This is a genomic window from Micromonospora sp. BS32, from assembly GCF_059089345.1.
Genome location: NZ_JBSSHR010000005.1, coordinates 279,389 through 299,062 on the forward strand (window position 1 = coordinate 279,389; position 19,674 = coordinate 299,062).

At 73.0% G+C, this 19,674-nt stretch carries 22 protein-coding genes; 13 read left to right on the forward strand and 9 right to left on the reverse strand.

Going from position 1 to position 19,674, the window contains the following annotated elements; translation table 11 throughout:
* Positions 1-8: 8 nt before the first annotated feature.
* Entirely contained in the window at positions 9-1,100 is a 1,092-nt protein-coding gene (locus AC5RWQ_RS10980) for a ferredoxin reductase (RefSeq protein WP_494282624.1), read from the reverse strand.
* An 83-nt stretch (positions 1,101-1,183) separates the two neighbouring features.
* Here AC5RWQ_RS10980 and AC5RWQ_RS10985 point away from each other — a divergent pair, with 83 nt between their 5' ends.
* The 3 genes from AC5RWQ_RS10985 (at position 1,184) to AC5RWQ_RS10995 (ending at position 4,093) form a co-directional block, all read left to right on the forward strand.
* The gene (locus AC5RWQ_RS10985; RefSeq protein WP_494282625.1) at positions 1,184-2,401 is read left to right on the forward strand and encodes a PucR family transcriptional regulator; all 1,218 of its coding nucleotides are present in this window, start codon (positions 1,184-1,186) and stop codon (positions 2,399-2,401) included.
* Positions 2,402-2,467: 66 nt separating this feature from the next.
* The gene (locus AC5RWQ_RS10990) at positions 2,468-3,259 is read left to right on the forward strand and encodes an Imm10 family immunity protein (protein ID WP_494282626.1); all 792 of its coding nucleotides are present in this window, start codon (positions 2,468-2,470) and stop codon (positions 3,257-3,259) included.
* Between the two features lie 174 nt (positions 3,260-3,433).
* Entirely contained in the window at positions 3,434-4,093 is a 660-nt protein-coding gene (locus AC5RWQ_RS10995; RefSeq protein WP_494282627.1) for an HNH endonuclease family protein, read from the forward strand.
* Positions 4,094-4,204: 111 nt separating this feature from the next.
* Here the strand turns inward: AC5RWQ_RS10995 and AC5RWQ_RS11000 are convergent, their stop codons facing one another.
* The 3 genes from AC5RWQ_RS11000 to AC5RWQ_RS11010 form a co-directional block, all read right to left on the reverse strand.
* Complete coding sequence (locus AC5RWQ_RS11000; RefSeq protein ID WP_494282628.1) at positions 4,205-4,957, reverse strand: dienelactone hydrolase family protein; 753 nt, start codon at positions 4,955-4,957, stop codon at positions 4,205-4,207.
* A gap of 114 nt (positions 4,958-5,071) precedes the next feature.
* On the reverse strand, positions 5,072-6,112 hold the full coding sequence (locus AC5RWQ_RS11005; RefSeq protein ID WP_494282629.1) for a TRM11 family SAM-dependent methyltransferase: 1,041 nt from the start codon (positions 6,110-6,112) through the stop codon (positions 5,072-5,074).
* 52 nt (positions 6,113-6,164) lie between these two features.
* Positions 6,165-6,932, reverse strand: coding sequence for a Stf0 family sulfotransferase (locus tag AC5RWQ_RS11010; RefSeq protein ID WP_494282630.1), 768 nt, complete (start codon positions 6,930-6,932; stop codon positions 6,165-6,167).
* 273 nt (positions 6,933-7,205) lie between these two features.
* Here AC5RWQ_RS11010 and AC5RWQ_RS11015 point away from each other — a divergent pair, with 273 nt between their 5' ends.
* The 5 genes from AC5RWQ_RS11015 to AC5RWQ_RS11035 all read left to right on the forward strand — a co-directional run bounded on the left by AC5RWQ_RS11015 (position 7,206) and on the right by AC5RWQ_RS11035 (position 11,773).
* On the forward strand, positions 7,206-8,987 hold the full coding sequence (locus AC5RWQ_RS11015) for a serine/threonine-protein kinase (RefSeq protein WP_494282631.1): 1,782 nt from the start codon (positions 7,206-7,208) through the stop codon (positions 8,985-8,987).
* Between the two features lie 43 nt (positions 8,988-9,030).
* Positions 9,031-9,618 (forward strand): MarR family winged helix-turn-helix transcriptional regulator, encoded by a 588-nt coding sequence (locus AC5RWQ_RS11020; RefSeq protein ID WP_494282632.1) that lies wholly within the window; start codon positions 9,031-9,033, stop codon positions 9,616-9,618.
* Positions 9,619-9,689: 71 nt separating this feature from the next.
* Positions 9,690-10,058, forward strand: coding sequence for an STAS domain-containing protein (locus AC5RWQ_RS11025; protein ID WP_494282633.1), 369 nt, complete (start codon positions 9,690-9,692; stop codon positions 10,056-10,058).
* A 6-nt stretch (positions 10,059-10,064) separates the two neighbouring features.
* Complete coding sequence (locus AC5RWQ_RS11030) at positions 10,065-10,796, forward strand: ATP-binding protein (protein ID WP_494282634.1); 732 nt, start codon at positions 10,065-10,067, stop codon at positions 10,794-10,796.
* 188 nt (positions 10,797-10,984) lie between these two features.
* On the forward strand, positions 10,985-11,773 hold the full coding sequence (locus AC5RWQ_RS11035) for an alpha/beta hydrolase (protein WP_494282635.1): 789 nt from the start codon (positions 10,985-10,987) through the stop codon (positions 11,771-11,773).
* Positions 11,774-12,204: 431 nt separating this feature from the next.
* Here AC5RWQ_RS11035 and AC5RWQ_RS11040 read toward each other — a convergent pair whose 3' ends face one another.
* Positions 12,205-12,405 (reverse strand): hypothetical protein, encoded by a 201-nt coding sequence (locus tag AC5RWQ_RS11040; RefSeq protein WP_494282636.1) that lies wholly within the window; start codon positions 12,403-12,405, stop codon positions 12,205-12,207.
* A 73-nt stretch (positions 12,406-12,478) separates the two neighbouring features.
* Between AC5RWQ_RS11040 and AC5RWQ_RS11045 the strand changes: the two genes are divergently transcribed.
* From AC5RWQ_RS11045 to AC5RWQ_RS11055, 3 genes are all read left to right on the forward strand, one after another.
* Complete coding sequence (locus AC5RWQ_RS11045) at positions 12,479-12,850, forward strand: ArsR/SmtB family transcription factor (protein WP_494282637.1); 372 nt, start codon at positions 12,479-12,481, stop codon at positions 12,848-12,850.
* A 132-nt stretch (positions 12,851-12,982) separates the two neighbouring features.
* A complete protein-coding gene (locus AC5RWQ_RS11050) occupies positions 12,983-13,213 on the forward strand; it encodes a YgaP family membrane protein (protein WP_494282638.1) in 231 nt (76 codons plus the stop codon).
* Between the two features lie 229 nt (positions 13,214-13,442).
* Positions 13,443-13,874 carry an OsmC family protein gene (locus tag AC5RWQ_RS11055; RefSeq protein WP_494282639.1) on the forward strand — a complete coding sequence of 144 codons (432 nt, stop codon included), beginning with the start codon at positions 13,443-13,445 and terminating at the stop codon, positions 13,872-13,874.
* A 236-nt stretch (positions 13,875-14,110) separates the two neighbouring features.
* Here the strand turns inward: AC5RWQ_RS11055 and AC5RWQ_RS11060 are convergent, their stop codons facing one another.
* The 4 genes from AC5RWQ_RS11060 to AC5RWQ_RS11075 all read right to left on the reverse strand — a co-directional run bounded on the left by AC5RWQ_RS11060 (position 14,111) and on the right by AC5RWQ_RS11075 (position 17,516).
* Positions 14,111-15,016 carry a sulfite exporter TauE/SafE family protein gene (locus AC5RWQ_RS11060; protein ID WP_494282640.1) on the reverse strand — a complete coding sequence of 302 codons (906 nt, stop codon included), beginning with the start codon at positions 15,014-15,016 and terminating at the stop codon, positions 14,111-14,113.
* Entirely contained in the window at positions 15,013-15,612 is a 600-nt protein-coding gene (locus tag AC5RWQ_RS11065) for a rhodanese-like domain-containing protein (protein WP_494282641.1), read from the reverse strand. The genes AC5RWQ_RS11060 and AC5RWQ_RS11065 overlap by 4 nt, the downstream gene beginning before the upstream one ends.
* 93 nt (positions 15,613-15,705) lie before the next feature.
* Positions 15,706-17,106 (reverse strand): rhodanese-like domain-containing protein, encoded by a 1,401-nt coding sequence (locus AC5RWQ_RS11070; protein WP_494282642.1) that lies wholly within the window; start codon positions 17,104-17,106, stop codon positions 15,706-15,708.
* A gap of 140 nt (positions 17,107-17,246) precedes the next feature.
* On the reverse strand, positions 17,247-17,516 hold the full coding sequence (locus AC5RWQ_RS11075; protein WP_355663428.1) for a metal-sensitive transcriptional regulator: 270 nt from the start codon (positions 17,514-17,516) through the stop codon (positions 17,247-17,249).
* A 134-nt stretch (positions 17,517-17,650) separates the two neighbouring features.
* On the opposite strand from AC5RWQ_RS11075, the gene AC5RWQ_RS11080 reads away from it, so the two are divergent.
* Together AC5RWQ_RS11080 and AC5RWQ_RS11085 are read left to right on the forward strand one after the other, a co-directional pair.
* Positions 17,651-18,043, forward strand: coding sequence for a DUF302 domain-containing protein (locus AC5RWQ_RS11080; protein WP_494282643.1), 393 nt, complete (start codon positions 17,651-17,653; stop codon positions 18,041-18,043).
* 185 nt (positions 18,044-18,228) lie between these two features.
* Entirely contained in the window at positions 18,229-19,614 is a 1,386-nt protein-coding gene (locus AC5RWQ_RS11085; RefSeq protein ID WP_494282718.1) for an MBL fold metallo-hydrolase, read from the forward strand.
* The last annotated feature ends 60 nt before the right edge of the window (positions 19,615-19,674 follow it).

The following is a 19,674-nucleotide window of genomic DNA, read 5'->3' on the forward strand; positions in this document are numbered from 1 at the left end:
CCTCCTGTCTACAGGTCGATGTCGCAGGTACCGGCCGCCGCCGACACGCAGGTCTGGATGAGCACGCCGTCGCCGGGGACGGCGGTGGTGATCTCGCCGGTGCGTAGATCCCGGACCGCACCCTGGCGCAGTGGGAGGACGCAGCCGTAGCAGATGCCCATCCGGCAACCGGAGGGCATCAGCGCCCCGGCGGCCTCCCCCGCGTCCAGGATGGGGGTGGCGCCGTCGGCGCGCACGCTGAGCCCGGACCGGGCGAAGGTGACCGTGCCGCCCGCGCCGGGTGAGATCACCGTCGGCCGGAACCGCTCGGTGTGCAGCCGGTCGGCGGCGTCGGCCGACCGCCAGTGCTCCTCGACGGCGTCCAGCATGCCGATCGGGCCGCAGGCCCAGGTCTGCCGCTCCAGGTGGTCGGGGACCAGCCCGGCGAGCTCGTCCACGCCGAGCACGCCGGCGGTGTCGGTGTGCCGCTCGACCAGCCGGATCGCGCCCTGCTCGGCCAGCTCCCGCAACTCGGCGCCGAAGACCACGTCGGCCGGGGTGGGGGCGGAGTGCACCACCACGACGTCGGAGCGGGTGTGCGCGCCGGCCCGCAGCATCCCCATGACCGGGGTGACGCCGCTGCCGGCGGTGAGGAACAGGATCCGCTCCGGGGCCGGGTCGGGCAGCACGAAGTCGCCCTGCGCCTGGTCGAGCTGGACGAGGGTGCCCGGCCGGGTCCGGCGGACCAGGTGGTTGCTGACCCTGCCGTCCGGGATCGCCTTGACGGTGACGCTGATCAGGCCGTCACGCCGACCGGGCGGCGAGGTCATCGAGTAGGCCCGCCACTGTCGGACCCCGTCGACGTCGACGCCGAGGCGGACGTACTGACCGGGTCGGTGCCCACGCCAGTCGCGCCCGGGACGGATGGTGAGGGTGGCCGCGTCGCGGGTCTCCGGGGTGACGGCGACGATCCGGCCACGCAGGGCGGCGCCGGAGCGCAGCGGGGCGACCAGGTCGAGGTAGTCCTCGGGCAGCAGGGGGGTGGTGACCGTCTCGGCGAACCGGAGTAGCCGGGCGCGAACGGACACCTTCGCCGGGGGACGCCGGGCGGTGGTGGTCATAGGACCAGGGTGGCCGCCCATTCGCATAACATCTTGGCCAACGAAGGTGAATTGTCCATAGGTTTTTGTTCGGGGAGAACTATATGACCGACAGCTCCGAGGCCGCCGGCCACCGCGCGGCCCACCTGAAGCTGGACGAGCGGGTGGCCGACCAGCTGCGGGGCCGGCTGCCCGTGGTCGCCGAGCGCACGGTGACCGCGATCACCGGCGAGGTGCCCGACTACTCCGGCACCCTCACCGGCCAGATGCGTGACAAGATCGAAAACGCGGTACGCATCGCGCTCGGCACGTTTCTCCAGCTCATCGAGCGGGCGGAGGCCGCCGACCCGAGCACGCCGTTGAGCCGGGCGCTGGAGGCAGCGTACGCCCTGGGCAGCGGAGAGGCCCGCTCCGGCCGGAGCATGGACGCGCTGCTGGCCGCGTACCGGGTGGGCGCCCGGGTCGCCTGGCGGGAGGTGTCCGCCACCACCGTGCAGAACGGGCTCTCCGCGGCGACCGTCGCCGAGTTCGCCGAACTGATGTTCGCCTACATCGACGAGCTGTCGGCAGCCAGCGTGGCCGGGCACGCCGACGAGCTGGCCAGCGCGGGCCGGACCCGTCGCCGCTACCTGGAACGGCTCACCCAGCAGCTGCTCGCCGGCGAGCCCGAGGACGTGCTGCGCCGCAGCGCCGAGCGGGCCGAGTGGCCGCCGCCGCAGACCCTGACCGTCGCGGTGCTGCCCCGCAGCAACCTGCGCGGCGTGCTCGCCGCGCTCAGCCCGCACGCCTTGGAGAGCGGCGAGGAGCTGCCCGGCGTCGAGCTCACCGAGGAGCTCGCCGTGCTGCTCGTCCCGGACGTGCACGGAGGTCGGCGCCGGCAGCTCGCCGCGGCGCTGCACGGGCACCGGGCCGTGCTCGGCCCGGCCCGCCCGTGGACCCGGGTCGCCCAGTCGTACCAGCGGGTGGCCCGCACGCTGACGCTCGGCCTGCCCCGGCCGGAGGCCGCCCCGCTGGACACCGAGCAGCACCTGGCCCGGCTGGTGCTCAACACCGACCCGGAAGCCCTGGCGGACCTGCGCGACCAGGTGTTGCAGCCGCTGTCGGAGCTGCCCCCGGCGACCGCGCACCGGCTCGCCGAGACACTGCGCTCCTGGCTGCTGCATCAGGGCCGGCGCGACGACGTCGCCACCGACCTCTTCGTGCACCCGCAGACGGTCCGCTACCGGATGGGCCGGCTGCGGGAGCTGTACGGCGACCGGCTCAACGACCCCGCGACGGTGCTCGACCTGACCGTGGCGCTTGCCTTCCTCCCGTCGCCGTGAGGTCCCCTATCCTTCGGTGACCGCGGGGCCCGACCGCCCGGCGAGGGCGACGACGGGGGGCACCGGATGGCCGTGGGCTTCATGGTGAGCGTGCGGCTCGGCGACGGAAACGCCGATCCGGCGGGACTGCTCGCGGAGGTCGCTCCCCTGCTCGACCGGCACGGCATCGACGTGGACCGGAAGGGCACACTGCTCCTCTTCGCAGCCGACGAGCCGGAGACACTGGCCGTGCTGGCGGAACCGCTCGCCGCCTGGTGGCAGGGGCTCGCGCCGACCGGGGCCGTCCTGCGGTTCGTCGGGCCGGACGGGGTGAACGAGATCTCGTACTGCCGTCCCGACGTGGCGGTCGGTCTGGTCCGGAACACGATCGTGACGGAATCCGGCCGGCTGTACGGTCCGGGCGAGGCGCCCGGACCGCTGCGCCGGGCGGCGGCCGGGCTGGTCCGCCGAGTCCGGACGGGTTTCACCGCGAGCGAGGTCCGCACGGTCCAGGAGAACGGCGTGTACTGCGTGGCGGTGGCCGGCCGGGAGCTCGACGACGCCCCGCGCAGCCTGGAGTTCCAGGCCTTCGACCCGAGCGACGAGAACTACGACCCGGACGACGACGAGGGCCTCTGTCTGGTCACCGAGCGGCACGCGCCGAGCACGGGCGGCCTCGTCGGCGTACGGCTGACCGATCGGGCGCTGCGGCTGCGGGTCACCCCTGCGGCCGCCGCCGAGCTGGGGCTGCCGTCGACCCGGCTGATGATCCGCCTCCGCCTGACCGCCGCGGACCACGACGACCTGCGCGCCGGCCTACGCCGGGTGTGCGCCCTCGGCCGGGCCGCGGAGTCCGGCGCTCGACTCGACCTGGGCTGACCGCGTGGCGCGCAGGTCGAGTCGAGCGCCGGGGCCCTGCTCCGGCCGTTCCGATGTTCGGTGTCGCTGCGTCCCCTGTCGTTCACAAATCTGGTCTTGTTAAAGGATCTTAAGTCTGTCCATATGGGAGCGGGCAATTCCCACCCCCTCCTCATCCCATCTGGACGGAGCACGATGACCCGTACCCTGCGCGCCATGGCGGTCACCCTCGCCGCGATCCTGGCCGCCACCCTCGGCCTCACCCCCACCGCCCGCGCCGCCGGCTACTCCGCCTCCCTCACCACCGCGGTCGCCGGCCTGCCGGTCGCCACCGAGGTCCGCACCGGCTACAGCCGGGACCTCTTCCCGCACTGGGTCGACGCCGACGGCGACGGCTGCAACACCCGCAACGAGGTGCTGCTCGCCGAGGCCGTCTCCGCCCCCAGCGTCAGCGGCACCTGCACGCTCTCCGGCGGGCGCTGGTACTCGTACTACGACAACGCCTACTGGACCCTCACCGGCGACCTGGACATCGACCACATGGTGCCGCTGGCCGAGGCGTGGGACTCCGGCGCGCGCAACTGGACCACCAGCCGCCGGCAGGCGTACGCCAACGACCTGGGCGACAGCCGTCCGCTGGCCGCCGTCACCGACAACGTCAACCAGTCCAAGGGCGACCAGGACCCGGGCACCTGGATGCCGCCGTACGCCTCGGCCCGGTGCCGCTACGTCAACGAGTGGGTGGCCACCAAGATCCGCTGGCGGCTCACCGTCGACAGCGTCGAGAAGAGCGCCCTGAGCAGCTGGGCGAACTCCTGCCCGAACAGCACCATCGCGGTCACCTACGCGTACTGACCGGGTGGCGCGGCCGGCTCACCACGCGGGCCGGCCGCGCCAGGTCCGGGGCAGGGACGGCACCCGGCACGGCCGGCGCGCCGTGCTCGATCTCGTACCGGCCCGCCGGGGTCAGCGGCGGAAGGTCCGGTCGAGCAGGTCGAACAGGGCGGCGAAGTGCCGCTCGGTGGCCTGCTCGTCGTAGGCGGCGGTGTCGGCCATGGTGAAGCCGTGGTTGGCGCCGGCGTACACCTCGGAGCGGTAGCGCACGCCGGCCGCGTCCAGCGTCTTCTCCAGCGTGGCGATCTGGTCGGCGGTCATCGACCGGTCCTGGTCGGCATGGCCGAAGTACAGCTCACCGGTGACCGCGCCGACGCCCAGGTGCGGACTGTCCGGCGCCTCGGTGACGATCCGCCCGCCGTGAAAGCTGGCCGCCGCCGCGATCCGGTGCGGGTACGCCTCGATCGCCCGCAGCGCGTTGGTGCCGCCCATGCAGTAGCCGGTGATCGCCACCGGCCCCGGCGCCACGTCGTCCCGCGCCGCCAGGAAGTCCAGGTACGCGCCGGTGTCCGCCGCGACCACCTCGGGGGTCAGCGAGCCGAGCAGCGGCATCAGGCTCTCGAAGAGCGCACCCCGCTGCTCGGGGTCGGCCAGCCGGGAGAGGTCGAACAGCGGCGCGCGGCCCGCCCGGTGGAAGAGGTTCGGCACCAGCACGAGGTAGCCCCGGGCGGCGATCCGCTCGGCCATCTCGGCCAGCCTCGGCCGCAGGCCGAACGCGTCCATGTAGAACAGCACCGCCGGGAACGGCCCCTCCCCGGCCGGCACGGTCAGGTCCGCGTCCGCGACGCCGTCGCCGGTCGGGACGTCCACCCTCGTGGTCTGCACCGGGTCCTCCTCGCAGCTTGCCGCCGTCTCGACGGGAACGCTACCCGGCGCGCCGCGCATCCGGCCCGGCCGCCGCCACCGGATCGGGGGCGCGCTCACGCAGCGCCCGCTCTGTCAGTCGGGCTTGCGGGCGACCAGGATGTCGCGGTCGATCGCCTGGTCCACCCGGTGCCGCAGCCCCAGGTACGGCGCCGAGTCCAGGACGGTCAGCCCGGCGTCGGCCAGCCGTCGGGCGGCGTCCTCCCGCTTGGCGACGTACGTGTTCCACGAGATGCCGAGCGCGCCGCCGGGTCGTAGCAGCTCGGCCCAGACCGGCGCGGCAGCGGTCAGCAGCGCCAGCGGATCGCGGGCCAGGCCCGTCTCCGCCGTCCGGCTGCCGTGCTGCACGCCGTACGGGGCGTCGGCCACGACGAGGTCGAAGCTGCCGGGCCGGAAGAACTCGCCGGAGCGGGTGGTGTCGGCGCTGACCACGTCCAGCAGTTGCACGTCGCCGGCCTTGTGCGCCTCCCTGGTCGGCGCCATCTCGACCCGCAGCCGCTTGCCGACCACCTTGCGTTCCCGGCGTACCGGGCCGGACTCCAGTACCCGGTGCTTGATCCGCTTGCGCTTGAGCCAGGTGGTGATGAACGCCTGGTACGCCTCGAAGTCCTTCTGGTCCCGGTCCACCCCGGCGGCGTCGAAGCCGTACATCAGCGCCTGGTTGAGGGTGGTGCCGCGACCGCAGAGCGGGTCGAGGACCCGGAACCGCCGGTCCAGCAGCTCGCCGGCCCGGGCCGAGCCGAGCAGCGTCACGTTTAGCAGCAGCTTGGTGAACTGCTCGTTGGTCTTGCCGGCGTACTTCTGGATGGTGATCAGGTCGTCGTCGTAGCGGTCCAGCCGGTGCAGCTCCACCGGGCGCATCAGCTCGCCGGTGAACTCGAAGAGCGCGTACGCCGAGGAGAGGTTGCCCAGCAGCGCCGCGTCCCGGGCGTCCAGCCCGTCCGCCTCGAACGTCACGTAGCGCGCCCCGCCGACGGTGGCGGTTGCGACGTCCCCGATCCGCCCGCCGAGGACCGAGTCCCCGAAGATCGTCAGTTCGGCCCGGGTCAGGTCGACGGCCGACTGGGCGTACACCCGGTTGCTGGCGGGCAGGATCAACAGTCCGTAACGGCTCATGATCCGGCTACTGTCTCACAGCGGAACCGGCCGATCCCGGTGGACCGGCCGGTCAGCCCGGGTGGACGTCGGCGGTCCGGGACCGGTAGCGCTCCACCCACTCCCGGTTGAGGTCGTCGGCCTGGCGCCGGTGCCGCGCCGTGACGACCCGCCCGGCGGGCAGCTCGAGGCCGAGGAAGTCCAGGACGCCCCGGGTGACGCCGGCCGGGTCGGCGGCGAGGTCCTCGTAGCGGACCGGGTGGGGCCGCACGTCGTGGCCGGCGAACCACCGCCGCCAGGCCGCGTCGTGGGCGGTGGCCAGCCGGGCGTACGCCTCGATCGCCGCGGGGTCGAAGCGGGGCGCCTCGCCGGTGGCGCCGCCGCCGCCGATCTCGCCGCTGCCACCGACGAACCACTGGCCGGTCTGCTCGGCGCGCGCCCAGGACACCGCCTGGGCGAGCACGTCATCGCGGCGCAGGTGGACGAAGCGGGTGCGGCCGAAGGCCCGTTCCCAGAGCCGCAGGTCGTCGCCGGCGAGGTCCGGATGGACCCGGACCAGCTTCTCGAGCACCTCGTCGAGCGTCCCCCACATCAGCTTCGCTCCGAAGACCCCGTTGGCGGTCCGGCCGGCGGCCAGCGCGGCCCGGACGTACTCGGCGTAGTCGAAGCCGCCGTCCGGTCGTCGGGGGATCCCCCACCGGTCCGCCCAGAGCGGCTCGTCGGGCGCCCGGAAGTACGCCTGTGGGTGGCCGGCCACCCCGGTGGAGTCGAGCAGCCCGAGCAGCAGCGAGCTGCCGGTGCGGGGCGTGGCACAGACAACGTACGTATCGACGGTGGTCACCCCTGGCAGGATAGGCGTCCGCGCCGCGCCGCGGCGTGGTCCGTCTTCCCTATCGCCTCGCCCACCCGGTACGCCGACGCGGCGGCGGCCACCGTGCAGCCGAGTCGTTGAGCGCCTGGCAGGAGGCGTCGGACGTCCACAAGGGGTGGTCGCCGGGCGACCGCGCGTGCTGCGCTGATGACACCTGGCGCGACCGTTTCCCCGGCGGGCAGGTGGGGTACCCCGGAGCGACGCGGGAGGCCATAGGATCCAGGGGCCGAGGGGGGTGGCAGCGTGCGGGTACTGGGAGGGCGGTACCGGCTCGTCGAGCCGGTCGGCCAGGGCGGCATGGCCGTCGTCTGGCGGGCCGAGGATGAGCTGCTGCACCGGACCGTCGCGGTGAAGCTGCTGGCTCCGGAGCTGGCCAGCGATCGCCGCTCCCGGGAGCTGATCCGCGCCGAGGCGTACGCCGCCGCCCGGCTCAACCACCCGCACATCGCCAACGTCTACGACTACGGCGAGACCCGGGTGGGCGGCTACCGGCGCACCCCGTACCTGGTGATGGAGTTCGTCCTGGGCGAGACGCTCGCCGCCCGGCTGCGTGCCGACGGCGCGCTGGACTGGCCGCAGGCGGTCCGGGTCTGCGCCGACGTGGCGGCCGCGCTCGCCGCCGCGCACGCCGAGGGCCTGGTGCACCGGGACGTCAAGCCCGCCAACGTGCTGCTCTCTCCGCGCGGCGTGAAGGTGGTGGATCTCGGCATCGCCCTGGCGGTGGGCCAGCGGTCCATCGGCGAGCAGGGCGAGGTGCTCGGCACCCCCCGCTACATGGCCCCGGAGCAGGTGAACGGCGACGCCGCAGCGCCCGCCAGCGACGTGTACGGCCTCGGACTCCTGCTGCACGAGTGCCTCACCGGCCGGCCGCTGCGCCGGGGCGCCACGCTCACCGAGCTGTTCGCCCGGGACCACCTGGCCGACATCCTCTCCGACATCGACGTGCCGGGCCTGCCGGCGGCGGTCGACCAGCTGCGGCGGCAGTGCCTGTCGCCGGAGCCGGCGGACCGGCCGAGCAGCGCCGAGGCCGCCACGCTGCTGGCCGAGGTATCGGCGGGTCGGCTGCCGGCGGCGGTCGCACCGGTCGCGCCCCGGGCCGGCGCGCCGGAGGCACTCACCACCCGGCTCTCCCCGTCGGGGAGCCGGTCCCTGTCGCTGGCGCGGTCGCCGGTCTTCGGCCCGGCGCGGGGGCGGCGTCGGGGGGTCCGGCAGGGGCTGCTGATGGCGGCCGTGCCGGCGACCGCGCTGACCGCCGTGCTCGCCGCTCAACTACCCGGGCTGACCTCCACCAACGACGCCGCCGAGGGTGCGGGCGGCCAGCCCGGCTCGCCGGCGCCCGGCTGCACCGCCCGGTACGACGCGTACCGCTCCCCCGACGGCTCGTTCACCGCCGAGCTCACCGTGACCGAGGCCGGTGCGCGGACGCCCGGGCGGTGGCTCGTCTCGTTCGCGGTTCCCGCCGGGCAGCGGCTGGTCGCCAGCAGCGGGGCGGTGCGCCTGGAGCAGCGGGCGGACAGCGTCACCATCGACGTGGCCCGCACGGGCTCCGACGGCACGGCCACGATCGGCCTGCGCGGCCGCTACGGCACCGGCGAGGGCGAGCCGACGGACTTCGCGCTCAACGGCACACCCTGCGGACGGGCGTCGACGTCGATCGTCTCCACGACCACGACCACGACCACGGGCGCCAAGCCGGCCGGCGACGAGGCCCCGGAGGCCGGTCCGGGCGAGCCGGCGTCGGGAGACGGCACGCCGCGCGGCCGGCGCAGGGACGCCAGCACCGGGCAGCGACCGTCCGGGGGCGGCGACGCCGGTGCCACGCCGACAGCGGATCCGTCGCCGTCCTCACGCGGCAGCTCGGCCCCGTTGCCGCCCGCGCGGACGCCGGACGCGCCCACGCCGACCCCGACCGAGGCGCCGACCCAGACCCCCGGCCCCGTCGAGACGACCGCGCCCCCTGGCGATCCCACGCCGACCGAGTCGGCCGGTGGCGTGCCGGGAGCGGAGCCGACGCAGACGTCCTGACTGCCGGAGGCCCGTTTACCTGCACCCATGCAATCATTTCCGGATGGACCTTCATGGTGCGGCCGGGGCGGCGGACGACGAGCTGGTGGACGGCCTCGCGGCGCTCAGCCGGGCGGTCGTCGGGATCACCGCCCGCACTCTCGCCGCGATGGACGTCGAGGTGACGCTGTCGCAGTTCCGGACCCTGGTCATTCTGGCCTCCCGCGCGCCGCTGCGCACGGTCGACCTGGCCGGCGCCCTGCACGTGCACCCGTCCACGGCCACCCGCACCTGCGACCGGCTGGTACGCCGCGGCCTGGTCGCCCGCCATCATCGGCCCGTCGACCGGCGGGTCGCCTGGCTCACCCTGACCGACGCCGGCCGGACCCTGGTCGGCGACGTCATGCGGTACCGGACCGACGAGCTGCGCCGACTGCTGCGAGCCGCCGATGCCGGCCGCCCGCGGACCACCATCGAGCTGATCGACGCGATCGTGGTGGCCGCCGGGGAGCTGCCCGAACGGGAGTGGTGGCGCCGCTGGGAGCGGACCAGGGCGGACGAACACCGATACCCGCCCGCAACCGCGGCGAACCCCCCGCGGCAGGGTGACGAATCCCTCTACCCGGCCGAACGGGGCCGGCAGGTAGCGTAGCTCCGCACAAGGTACCTGCATCCATGCAGGTAACGGTGACGGTCGGGTCGGATCCCCGGGGCGGAAGGGCGGTGCAGGGCCTCGTGTTCCACATCCGGTCCTCCGGCGAGGGCCTGGCGCCCCGGACGCTGCACGTCTCCGGCGAGTTGGACATGTCCTTCTCGGGCCATTTGCTCGAGCTGGTCGAAGCGACCCTCGCGGCGACCACCTCGCAGTGGGTGATCGTCGACCTGCGCAACACCACCCTGATCGACTCGAGCGCGGTGAAGGAGTTGGTCGACGTGCACCGGTTGGCCACTCGGCGAGGACGCGTGCTGATCCTGCGCAACGCCCGGGGAATCGTCGCCGAGGTCCTCCGGATCACCGGGGTGGCGGCGACACTGGGTCGCCCGGGCAACCCGCCGGCCGGCACGATCTACGGCTCGTCGAAGGGCGGATGACGCCTGGTGGCACCCCGGCACTGGACGATCCTCCGCGACTTCCCCGGCGGGAGCACGCGGGTCACGATGACGGGCGGGTTCCCCGCCGAGGCCGAGCCGCACCTCGCGACGCTGCTCGCCGGCGCCAGCCTCGACGCCCCGCTGACCCTGGTGGTCGACCTCGACGCCATGACCACGACGGAGGCCGCCCCCGTCGCCGCGTTCCTCACCCGGTGGGCCGCCGACCGGGACGAGGGTCCGGAGCTGATGGTCGCGGCGAACCCGCTCACCCCCACCGGCCGGCTGCTGCGGGCCACCCTCAGCCGGCACGCGGTCCTCGGTGTCGTCGACGACCTGGTCGGGCGGGGGTCGGCCGACCCACGCCGGGCCCACCTCTGCCTGCCCGCCGACCCCCGGTCACCCGCCGCCGCCCGCCGCCTGGTCGCCGCGCACTGTGCCGCCCGGGGCCTCGACGCGCTGGTCGACCGGGCCATGGTCGTCGCCTCGGAACTGATCAGCAACGCCGTGCAGCACGCCGGCACCGACGTCGACATCGCCACCGTCGCCGTCGCGGGCGCGCTGCGGATCAGCGTCCGGGACCGGGCCGCGGGGTCGCCGCGCCCGGCCGTCGCGACCGAGCCGGGCCCGGTCATCGAGGGCGGGCGCGGTCTACCGATCGTCGCGGCGCTCGCCGCCGACTGGGGCTTCTTCCCCTTCGGCGACGGCAAGACCGTCTGGGCCATGGTCGACGGCGGCTGAAGACCGTCGAGGCCCGTGGTCGACTGCTCGCGACCGCCGGCTGACCAGGCTCCCCGATTCGCCCGAACGCGCGCCGGCGATCGCGGTCCGCCGCGTCCCCGCCGGCCCCACCGGATCGGCCACGGGCGCGACGGGCGCGTCGTACCGTGCGAGGGAGGACCGCCCACCGCCCTCAGGGGGTACGCCGCATGAAGCCCATCGTCCTGGTCCACGGGTTCTGGGTGACGCCCCGGAGCTGGGAGAACTGGGTGAGCCACTACGAGAGCCGGGGGCACCGCGTGGTGGCGCCCGCGTATCCGGGCTTCGAGGCCGAGGTGGAGGCGCTCAACGCCGACCCGACGCCGATCCTCGAACTGACCGTGCCGAGGATCGTCGCGCACCTCGAGGAGGTGGTCCGGGCGCTGCCCGAGCCGCCGATCATCATCGGTCACTCGGCCGGCGGCGCGTTCACCCAGCTCCTGCTCGACCGCGGCCTCGGCGCAGCCGGCGTGGCGATGAACTCCGCCCCGACCGAGGGCGTGCGGGTGACGCCGCTGTCCCAGCTGAAGTCGACGTTCCCGGTGCTCAGGGACCCGGCCAACCGGCACCGCGCGGTCCCACTCACCTTCGAGCAGTGGAAGTACGCCTTCACCAACACGTTCCCCGACTCCGACGCGCGGGCAACCTACGAGCGGTACGCCGTACCGGCCAACGGCGGCATCCTCTGGGGCGGCGTGCTGGCCAACTTCCAGCCCGGCCACCAGGACACCTGGGTCGACTACGGCAACGACGACCGGGCGCCGCTGCTGTTCGTCTCCGGTTCGGAGGACCACCTCATGCCGCCGGCAGTGCAGGAGTCCAACGCGCGGCACTACACCTCGGACACCGTCACCGAACACCGGGAATACCGCGGCTACGCCCACCTGCTGCCCGCCCAGCCCGGTTGGCAGCAGATCGCCGACGAGGTGCTGGACTGGGCGCTCGTCCATGCCCGGTGAGATCCGTACGGCCCGAAGGTGAGCAATCGGCCGTCAGGGCAACGGAAGGTCGACCCGCCGCGCCTGGCCGAACTCGTCTGCTTCGTCGTGGGTGACCATGGCGAAGGCTCCGGCGGGAACACGGTCGAGCTTCGCTGCCCGGGACGCGACGGCGAGCAGGCTGTCTTCGTCCGCCCCGGTGACGAAGAAGACGTAGACCCCCCGTACTCCTCGCCGTCGTCGTACACCTCCGCCTCGCCCCGGCCCTCCACGGCGACCAGGAACGCCTCGACGTCCTCGATCCAGGGAAACGGGTAGGCGTTGCTCGCAAGCCCCGGCGTCGCCCGCAGCGGAACGTGGATCTCCACGACAGTCTCGGTCACCAAGCCATGATCACCTGAGGAGACCAGGAGTCAAGATCTCGCGCCAGAGTGACCAGACAAGACTCCCCTCTACTGCGACAGGGCCGCCACGGACGCCGTCCGCGCGGAGGGCGAGCGGCTCGCCGTGGCCTGCGCCCGGGGCGGGTTCGCCCGACGGGGTCGGCCGATGAGCGCCGCGACGAGGAGCGCCAGGGCGAGCAGGACGCTGCCGCCGGTCAGGGCGGTGGTGACCCGCTCGACGAGCGCGGCGGCCGCCGTACCCCCGGTCATCCGGCTCGCTTCCCGCAAACTGACGGTGACCCGGTCCTCGTTCCACCGGCCTGTCCATCGTGTTGATGGAACTATGCAAGACGTGGGAACTGCGAAAACGGCTATGCCTGCCATCTCGCCGCTTGCTGGCGAGCCGATTAAGCGTGCCGATGCCGAGCGGCTCGCGGGAGTGCTGAAGGCATTCGCCGACCCGGCCCGGCTACGACTGCTCAGTCTGATCCAGTCCGCTCCGGAGGGCGAGGCGTCGGTGAGTGACCTCACCGCGCCGCTCGGTCTCTCCCAGCCGACCGTGAGTCATCACCTCCGGATCCTCACCGAGGCCGGCCTGCTCGAGCGCGAGAAGCGCGGCGTCTGGGCGTACTACCGCCTGGTGCCGTCCGCGATCGCGGCGATCGCCGACCTGTTGACACCGCCCCGCAAGCGGCCGACGAAGAAGGCCCGCTGAGCGGCGCTGCCGCAGGCCGGCGCGAGTAACTCAGCCAGGCCAGGACGGGTCAACGAGGCCCGGGGCCGCGTGCCGCAGGGGTAGGTTGAGCCGAGGTGGACACGTCTTCCGATCGCTCTGCGGGGAGCCGCCATGATGCCGATCCTGCGCTTCCTCTACTCCCAGCCCGGCCGGGTCGCACGCGTCCTCGTCGGGCTGGTGATGATCATCATCGGCGCATCGCTCGGCGGCTGGTGGTGGCTGTTGGCTGTGGTCGGCCTGTTGCCGGTGGCCACCGGCATACTCGACATCTGCACGCTGGGGCCCCTCTTCCACCGGCCGCTGTCCGGTCGCCGTTTTCGAAAGAGCGCGCAGCGGCGCTGATCAGGGCCGACACTCAAGGCGTGTTGGCAAGCCGGGCAGAAATCGAGCCACGACTCGTCTTGCCAGCGCCCGCGACGCCGCCGACGATCGTGCTCTTGAAGGGGCGTCAGCTTGAGCGGTCGCGCCCTCGGTGGCAAGGCCCAAGGTCCCGTTGTCAGGGCCAGCCGGATCTACCTCTGATGCTGGCCACGGGTGTTGGCTGATGAGGCACACGTCGAGAGGAGCGGTCATGAGCCAGGCACCCGTGCAGGCCGCAGGCGAGGACGTCGGGACGGTGGACGTCCGCTTCGCGGCTGGGGAATCCTATGAGTTCGCGGTACGGGGACACCGGATGCTGGTGGACCAACCCTCCGATGCGGGCGGTGACGACGAGGCACCGACGCCCACGGAGCTGCTCGTCGCGTCGTTGGCCACCTGCGTGGCGTTCTACGCCGGCCGGTACCTGACCCGTCACGGATTGAGCCGTGATGGTCTGGGCGTATCGGTCAGCTACCGGATGGCCGCCGATCGCCCGGCCCGGGTGGCCGACATTCGGCTCTCCATTCGGCTGCCGGAAGGATTTCCGGAGACGCGGGGGCCGGCGTTGCTGGCTGTGGCGTCGCACTGCACGGTGCACAACACCCTGGCCTCGCCGCCGACAGTCTCCATCGACCTGCTCTGACCGAACGCGGTGCGGGCGTCGACTGCGGCGCTGGTGACCAGGACCTGGGCCGGGCGGCCGGGCAGGCGATAGACAGCGGGTCTGATGTGATTGACGACGTCACCCGTCGCTCGCGTCCTGTCGGCCCAGTGGCGCAAGCGCGGCGGGGTGGCGGTGCCAGCGGCGCGCGCCGGTCAACGTCACGAGATGAGCGAGGAGCGCCCCATCTGCGGGGCGCCCCTCGTGGTGGCGGTGGGTCAGTGGCGAGACGACGATCCGACCGGTGCCGGGGTGACCGTCTCGCTCTGCGGTCCCGGCTTCCTCCGGCCACGCAGCACGGTCACCGCCACGGTGATCGCGGCGGCAACACCGAGGCCGGTCCAGAGCAGCGGGTTGGTCCGCAGCTCTGCGGGCAGCTGCTGGGCGAGGACGAAGACGCCCATCACCACGACGAACCAGCCGAACGACTTGCGCAGGATGTCGGCGGGGATCCGTCCGGCGAGCCGCCCGCCGGCGAAGCTGCCGATGATGGCGGCTGCGGTGACGGCGGCGGCCAGGCCCCAGTTGATGTGGACGCTGGACAGGTAGCCGGCCAGGCCGGCGAAGGACTTCATCGCGATGACCACCAGCGAGGTGCCGACCGCGACCGGCATCGGCAGGCCACCGAGCAGGGCCAGGGCGGGTACCACCAGGAAACCGCCGCCGGCGCCAACGAGGCCGGTGACCAGGCCGACCACCACGCCGTCGATGATCACGCGGAACACCGGCAGCTCGTGCGGCACGGGCTTGCCCTCGGCGCCGCGGCGGCCGCGGATCATCGCGACCGCGGTGGCCAGCATCATCACGGCGAACCCGGTGAGCAGGTACCCGGCCGGGATGAACTCGGCCAGCCGGCCGCCGGCGTAGGCGCCGGTCATGCCGGCGAAGCCGAAGATCAGGCCGGTGCGCCAGCGCACCCGGTGGGCCCGGGCGTGCGGAATGACGCCCACCGCGCTGGTGGCGCCGACGACGAGCAGCGAGGTCGCGATGGCCTCCTTGGCGGGCAGGTCGGCGACGTAGACCAGCAGCGGTACGGCGAGGATCGACCCGCCGCCACCGAGCAGCCCGAGGCTGACGCCGATCAGGACGGCCAGTCCGATCGTCAGTGCCAGGGTCGCGGTCATGCCCGCCCCCCGGTGCTTTCGCGCAGCTGGCCGACGATGGTGTCCAGGTCGCAGCTGGCGCCCCGGTTGTAGGGCAGCTTGCCGAGCATCATCCCCATGGCGCAGGTGTTGGTGACCGCGGCGAAGGTGAGGCCGGCGCCGATGAATCCGGCCGCCCACTTCAGCTGCGGCACGAACACCGAGCCGAGGACGCTGACCAGCACGATCGAGCCGGCGACGAGGCGGACCTGACGCTCCAGGTCCCAGCGGGGGGCGCCCTGCTTGATCGGCGCGTTGGCCGCCTGCCAGGCCATGATGCCGCCGTTGAGGACCTTCAGGTTCGGCAGGCCGACCCCGGCCAGGGTCTGCTCGGCCTGGGTGGCGCGGGCGCCGGAGCGGCAGATCAGCACGACGTCCTCGTCCAGGTGGTTGCGCAGCTCCTCCCGGTGCTCCTTGAGCAGATCAAGCGGCACGTTGTAGGACCCGGGGATGTGCGAGGTCTCGAACTCCGCCGGGGTACGCACGTCCAGCAGGCGCGGCGCGTGGCCGGAGTCGATCAGCTCGCGCAGGCTGGCGGCGTCGAGGGTGGCGGGGCGGGCAGTCTCGGAAGTGCTCATTTCTCCTCTTTCACGGACGAAGTGCTACAGGTAAGGGCAGGGGGATGCCGGCCGGCGCCGGACGGCGCCGGCCGGTGGTCGCGCTTGTTCGGGTCAGGCGTCGGTGACCATTTCCAGGCCGGCGTCCTCGGCCTGGTTGAACTTGTCGTCGATGACGACCACCTCGCGGCCGGCGTTCGCCAGCAGGGAGGCTGCTGCGGTGGCCCGGTAGCCGGAGCCGCAGTGCACCCAGACGGCGCCGGCCGGTACGTCGGCCAGCCGCTCGGGCAGGTCGGGCAGCGGGATGTGCACGGCGCCGTCGATGTGGCTGGTCCGCCACTCGTTGGTCATCCGCACGTCGAGGACCACGTCCGCGGCGGGCAGGCCGGCGGGGACCTGGCCGGCGCGGGCCGCCGCGAGGGCCGGGAAGTCGGTCATTCGCAGCTCGCGGAGCTGACCGGGCTCGGCCGCCCACTGCTCGGCCTCGCCGGTGGCCTGCGCGGCCGGGCGGTCGATACCGATGCGGACCAGCTCGCGTTGGGCGTCGGCGACCTGCTCCGGCGTCTCGGCGAGCAGGGTGATCGGCACGCCCCAGTCGATCAGCCAGCCGAGCCAGGTCGACATCGGGCCGTCGAGGCCGAGGCTGACCGTGCCGGCGAGGTGCGAGGCGGCGTACGCCTTGCGGTGCCGTAGGTCCACCACCCACTGCCCGTCGGCCATCCGCTCGCGCAGTTCGGCGGCGTCGGCGCGGGTCACCGGGGTGAGGTCGACCGGGGCCGGACCGGCGAAGTTCGCCACGCCCATGTGGGCGTAGTACGCCGGGTAGGCGTCGAGACCGGCGAGGGTCTCGGTGACGAAGTCGTCCGCGGCCAGCCGCAGGACCTGGTTCTTCTCCTTCTCCCGGCCGATGGTCGACTCCGGGGCGTCGGCCTGGCTGGCCGAGCAAAAGCTGCCGAACCCGTGCGTCGGCCACACCTGCGCCCCGTCGGGCAACAGATCAGCCAGCCGCTTCGCCGAGGCGTGCTGGTGGTGGGCCAGTTCGTGGGCGTGCTGCTGGCCGAGCAGGTCGGTCCGGCCGGTGGTGCCGAACAGCAGCGACCCGCCGGTGAAGACACCGACCGGCTGCCACCCGCCGTCGGTGGCCTCATCCAGGACGTACGACAGGTGGTGGAAGGTGTGACCCGGCGTGGCGATCACCCGCAGCCGCAGCGAATCGGAGACGGCCACCTGGTCGCCGTCGGAGACCGGCATGCGGTCGAAGCCGACCTCGTCGGCCGCGGCCACCAGGTAGTGGGCGCCGGTGATCCGGGCGAGCTCCAGCCCGCCGGAGACATAGTCGTTGTGGATGTGCGTCTCCACCACATGGGTGATGCGGACGCCCTTCTCCCCCGCCAGGTACATGACGCGGTCAATGTCGCGCTGGGGGTCGACCACGATCGCCACCTGCCCGTCCGAGGCGAGGTAGCTGCGATCGCCGAGCGAGGACGTCGCGATGACGGAAACCTCGACTGCCATGTGACGTGCTCCTTCCGACGTCTTCTAAAGCCTGCATACCCGGGGGGGTATGTGGGAGACACACTGCCGCCCCGCTCTTGACCTGCGCGCGGTTACCCGCCCACGCCCCGGCTACGCGGCGTGGGCGGCGCCGTTGCGTCTCAGGCGAGGGCCAGGAAGAGCTTCTCCAGCTCCTCCTCGGTCATCTCCGGCGCCTCGCCACGTTCGCGGGCAGCCTCACAATGCCGCATGCCTGATGCAATGATCTTGTAGCCCGCCCGGTCGATCGCCTTCGACACGGCGGCAAGCTGGGTCAGCGCCTCGCGGCAGTCCTGACCGCTCTCCATCATCTCGATGACCGCGTTGAGCTGCCCACGGGCCCGCTTGAGCCGGGTCAGCGCATCCGACGTCATCTCCGGTCGAAGCTTCATGACCACCTCCGCATCAACCATACCCCAGGGGGTACCAGCTCGCTAGTGGGATACCCCCATGGGTATCGTCAACCCTGAGGGTCGACGGTGCATTCCCCACATTCCGCACCATCTCAGCTGAGGGAGAGCAGAGCATGAGCTACGCAATGACCGTCCGGCTGCCCGCCGAATTCACCCCGACCGTCGAGCGGGTGCGGGCGGCACTGAAGGACCAGGGCTTCGGCGTGCTGACCGAGATCGACATGCGGGCCACGCTGCGCGAGAAGCTCGGGGTCGAGCTCGAGGAGTACGTCATCCTCGGCGCCTGCAACCCGCCGCTGGCCCACCGGGCCGTGGAGGCCGACCGGAACATCGGCCCCCTCCTGCCCTGCAACGTCGTGGTGCGCGCCGACGGGCCGGACGCCACGCTGGTGCAGGCGCTCGATCCGCAGGTGATGGTGCGGCTGAGTGACGCCGCCGACCTGCGGGGGGTGGCCGACGAGGCGACCCGGCGGCTGCAGGCGGCGCTGGACGCCCTCTCCGGATGAGAAACGGCTGGGGTACGGGCGATCGCCCGTACCCCAGCCGCGGTATCGAGGTCACGAACCGCCTGGATCACCGGCGCCAATCCGCACGGCCGGCGATGACGGTACCTTGGACCCGAGGGATACCCCCGGGGGTATGCGCTATGGTTAGTGCATCGCTGGTCATCGCTGCGAAGGAGTTCGGCACCATGTTGTTCACCCAGTACTACCTGGACTGCCTGTCCCAGGCGTCCTACCTGATTGCCGACGAGAGCACCGGCCGCGCCGTGCTGGTCGACCCGCGCCGCGACATCGGCGAGTACCTGACCGACGCGCGGGCGCACGGGCTGACCATCGAAGGCGTCATCAACACGCACTTCCACGCCGACTTCCTCGCCGGCCACCTCGAGGTCGCCGACGCGACCGGCGCGTGGATCGGCTACGGGCACCGCGCCGAGACCGAATACCCGATCCGCAAGCTCCACGACGGTGAGCGGATCAGCCTCGGTGACGTGACGCTGGAGATCATGGAAACCCCGGGCCACACCCCGGAGTCGGTCAGCGTGCTGGTGTACGAGCACGCCGACGACCCGGTGCCGTACGGGGTGATGACCGGCGACGCCCTGTTCATCGGCGACGTCGGCCGGCCCGACCTGCTCGCCTCCTTCGGCGTCACCGCCGATGAACTGGGCGCGATGCTCTACGACAGCGTGCAACGCAAGCTGATGGGTCTCCCCGGCGAGGTGCGGGTCTTCCCCGCCCACGGCGCCGGCTCGGCCTGCGGCAAGAACCTGTCCACCGAGCGGCAGTCCACCATCGGCGAGCAGCGCCGCACCAACTACGCCTGCGCCCCGATGAGCCAGGAGCAGTTCCTCGCCCTGGTCACCGGCGGCCAGCCCTCGGCGCCGGGCTACTTCGCCTTCGACGCCGTGCTCAACCGCAAGGCGCGCCAACTGTTCGACTCCACCGCCGCGGCTCGTCCGCTCACCACCGGCGAGTTCGCCCAGGCCCGCGCCGAGGGCGCGGTCGTGCTCGACGTCCGCGACCCGCAGGAGTTCGCCGCCGGACACCTGACCGGGGCGATCAACATCCCGGCCGACGGCCGGTTCGCCGAGACCGCCGGCAGCGTGGTCGCGCCGGACCGCAAGGTGCTGGTCGTGGCGCCGCAGGACCGGGCGGAGGAGATCGTCGTACGGCTCGCCCGGATCGGCTTCGACCAGGTGGCCGGTTACCTCCGCGACGCGGAGACGGCGCTGGTCGAACTGGCGTCCGAGATGACCCCGGGCAGCCGGCTCACCGCGACCGAGCTGCGCGACGCGCTCGACCGCACCGAGCCGCCGGTGGTCCTCGACGTGCGCAACGCCGGCGAACGCGAGCAGGGCGCCGTCGCCGGGTCACTGCACATCCCGCTCGCCGAGCTGACCCGCCGCCTCGACGAGGTCCCGGCGGACCGGCCGGTCGTGGTGCACTGCGCCGGCGGGTACCGCTCCTCCGTCGCGGCCAGCCTGCTGCGCAACGCCGGCCGGCCGGACGTCTCCGACCTGCTCGGCGGCTACGGTGCCTGGCAGACGATGCTCGACCCCGCCGCACACTGACGCCAGCGTCGGACATCGCAGCGGCAGGTGACCGCGGGTCGGTCCGCGGTCACCTGCCAC

Bases quoted from the DNA above. Each gene is read 5' to 3' on its own strand.
- AC5RWQ_RS10985 (WP_494282625.1), top strand. From the start codon at position 1,184: ATGACCGACAGCTCCGAGGCCGCCGGCCACCGCGCGGCCCACCTGAAG.
- AC5RWQ_RS11050 (WP_494282638.1), top strand. From the start codon at position 12,983: ATGATGCCGATCCTGCGCTTCCTCTACTCCCAGCCCGGCCGGGTCGCA.
- AC5RWQ_RS11035 (WP_494282635.1), top strand. From the start codon at position 10,985: ATGAAGCCCATCGTCCTGGTCCACGGGTTCTGGGTGACGCCCCGGAGC.
- AC5RWQ_RS10990 (WP_494282626.1), top strand. From the start codon at position 2,468: ATGGCCGTGGGCTTCATGGTGAGCGTGCGGCTCGGCGACGGAAACGCC.
- AC5RWQ_RS11055 (WP_494282639.1), top strand. From the start codon at position 13,443: ATGAGCCAGGCACCCGTGCAGGCCGCAGGCGAGGACGTCGGGACGGTG.
- AC5RWQ_RS11060 (WP_494282640.1), bottom strand. From the start codon at position 15,016: ATGACCGCGACCCTGGCACTGACGATCGGACTGGCCGTCCTGATCGGC.
- AC5RWQ_RS11020 (WP_494282632.1), top strand. From the start codon at position 9,031: ATGGACCTTCATGGTGCGGCCGGGGCGGCGGACGACGAGCTGGTGGAC.
- AC5RWQ_RS11080 (WP_494282643.1), top strand. From the start codon at position 17,651: ATGAGCTACGCAATGACCGTCCGGCTGCCCGCCGAATTCACCCCGACC.
- AC5RWQ_RS11045 (WP_494282637.1), top strand. From the start codon at position 12,479: ATGCAAGACGTGGGAACTGCGAAAACGGCTATGCCTGCCATCTCGCCG.
- AC5RWQ_RS11040 (WP_494282636.1), bottom strand. From the start codon at position 12,405: ATGACCGGGGGTACGGCGGCCGCCGCGCTCGTCGAGCGGGTCACCACC.
- AC5RWQ_RS11005 (WP_494282629.1), bottom strand. From the start codon at position 6,112: ATGAGCCGTTACGGACTGTTGATCCTGCCCGCCAGCAACCGGGTGTAC.
- AC5RWQ_RS11065 (WP_494282641.1), bottom strand. From the start codon at position 15,612: ATGAGCACTTCCGAGACTGCCCGCCCCGCCACCCTCGACGCCGCCAGC.
- AC5RWQ_RS10980 (WP_494282624.1), bottom strand. From the start codon at position 1,100: ATGACCACCACCGCCCGGCGTCCCCCGGCGAAGGTGTCCGTTCGCGCC.
- AC5RWQ_RS11070 (WP_494282642.1), bottom strand. From the start codon at position 17,106: ATGGCAGTCGAGGTTTCCGTCATCGCGACGTCCTCGCTCGGCGATCGC.
- AC5RWQ_RS10995 (WP_494282627.1), top strand. From the start codon at position 3,434: ATGACCCGTACCCTGCGCGCCATGGCGGTCACCCTCGCCGCGATCCTG.
- AC5RWQ_RS11075 (WP_355663428.1), bottom strand. From the start codon at position 17,516: ATGAAGCTTCGACCGGAGATGACGTCGGATGCGCTGACCCGGCTCAAG.
- AC5RWQ_RS11085 (WP_494282718.1), top strand. From the start codon at position 18,229: ATGTTGTTCACCCAGTACTACCTGGACTGCCTGTCCCAGGCGTCCTAC.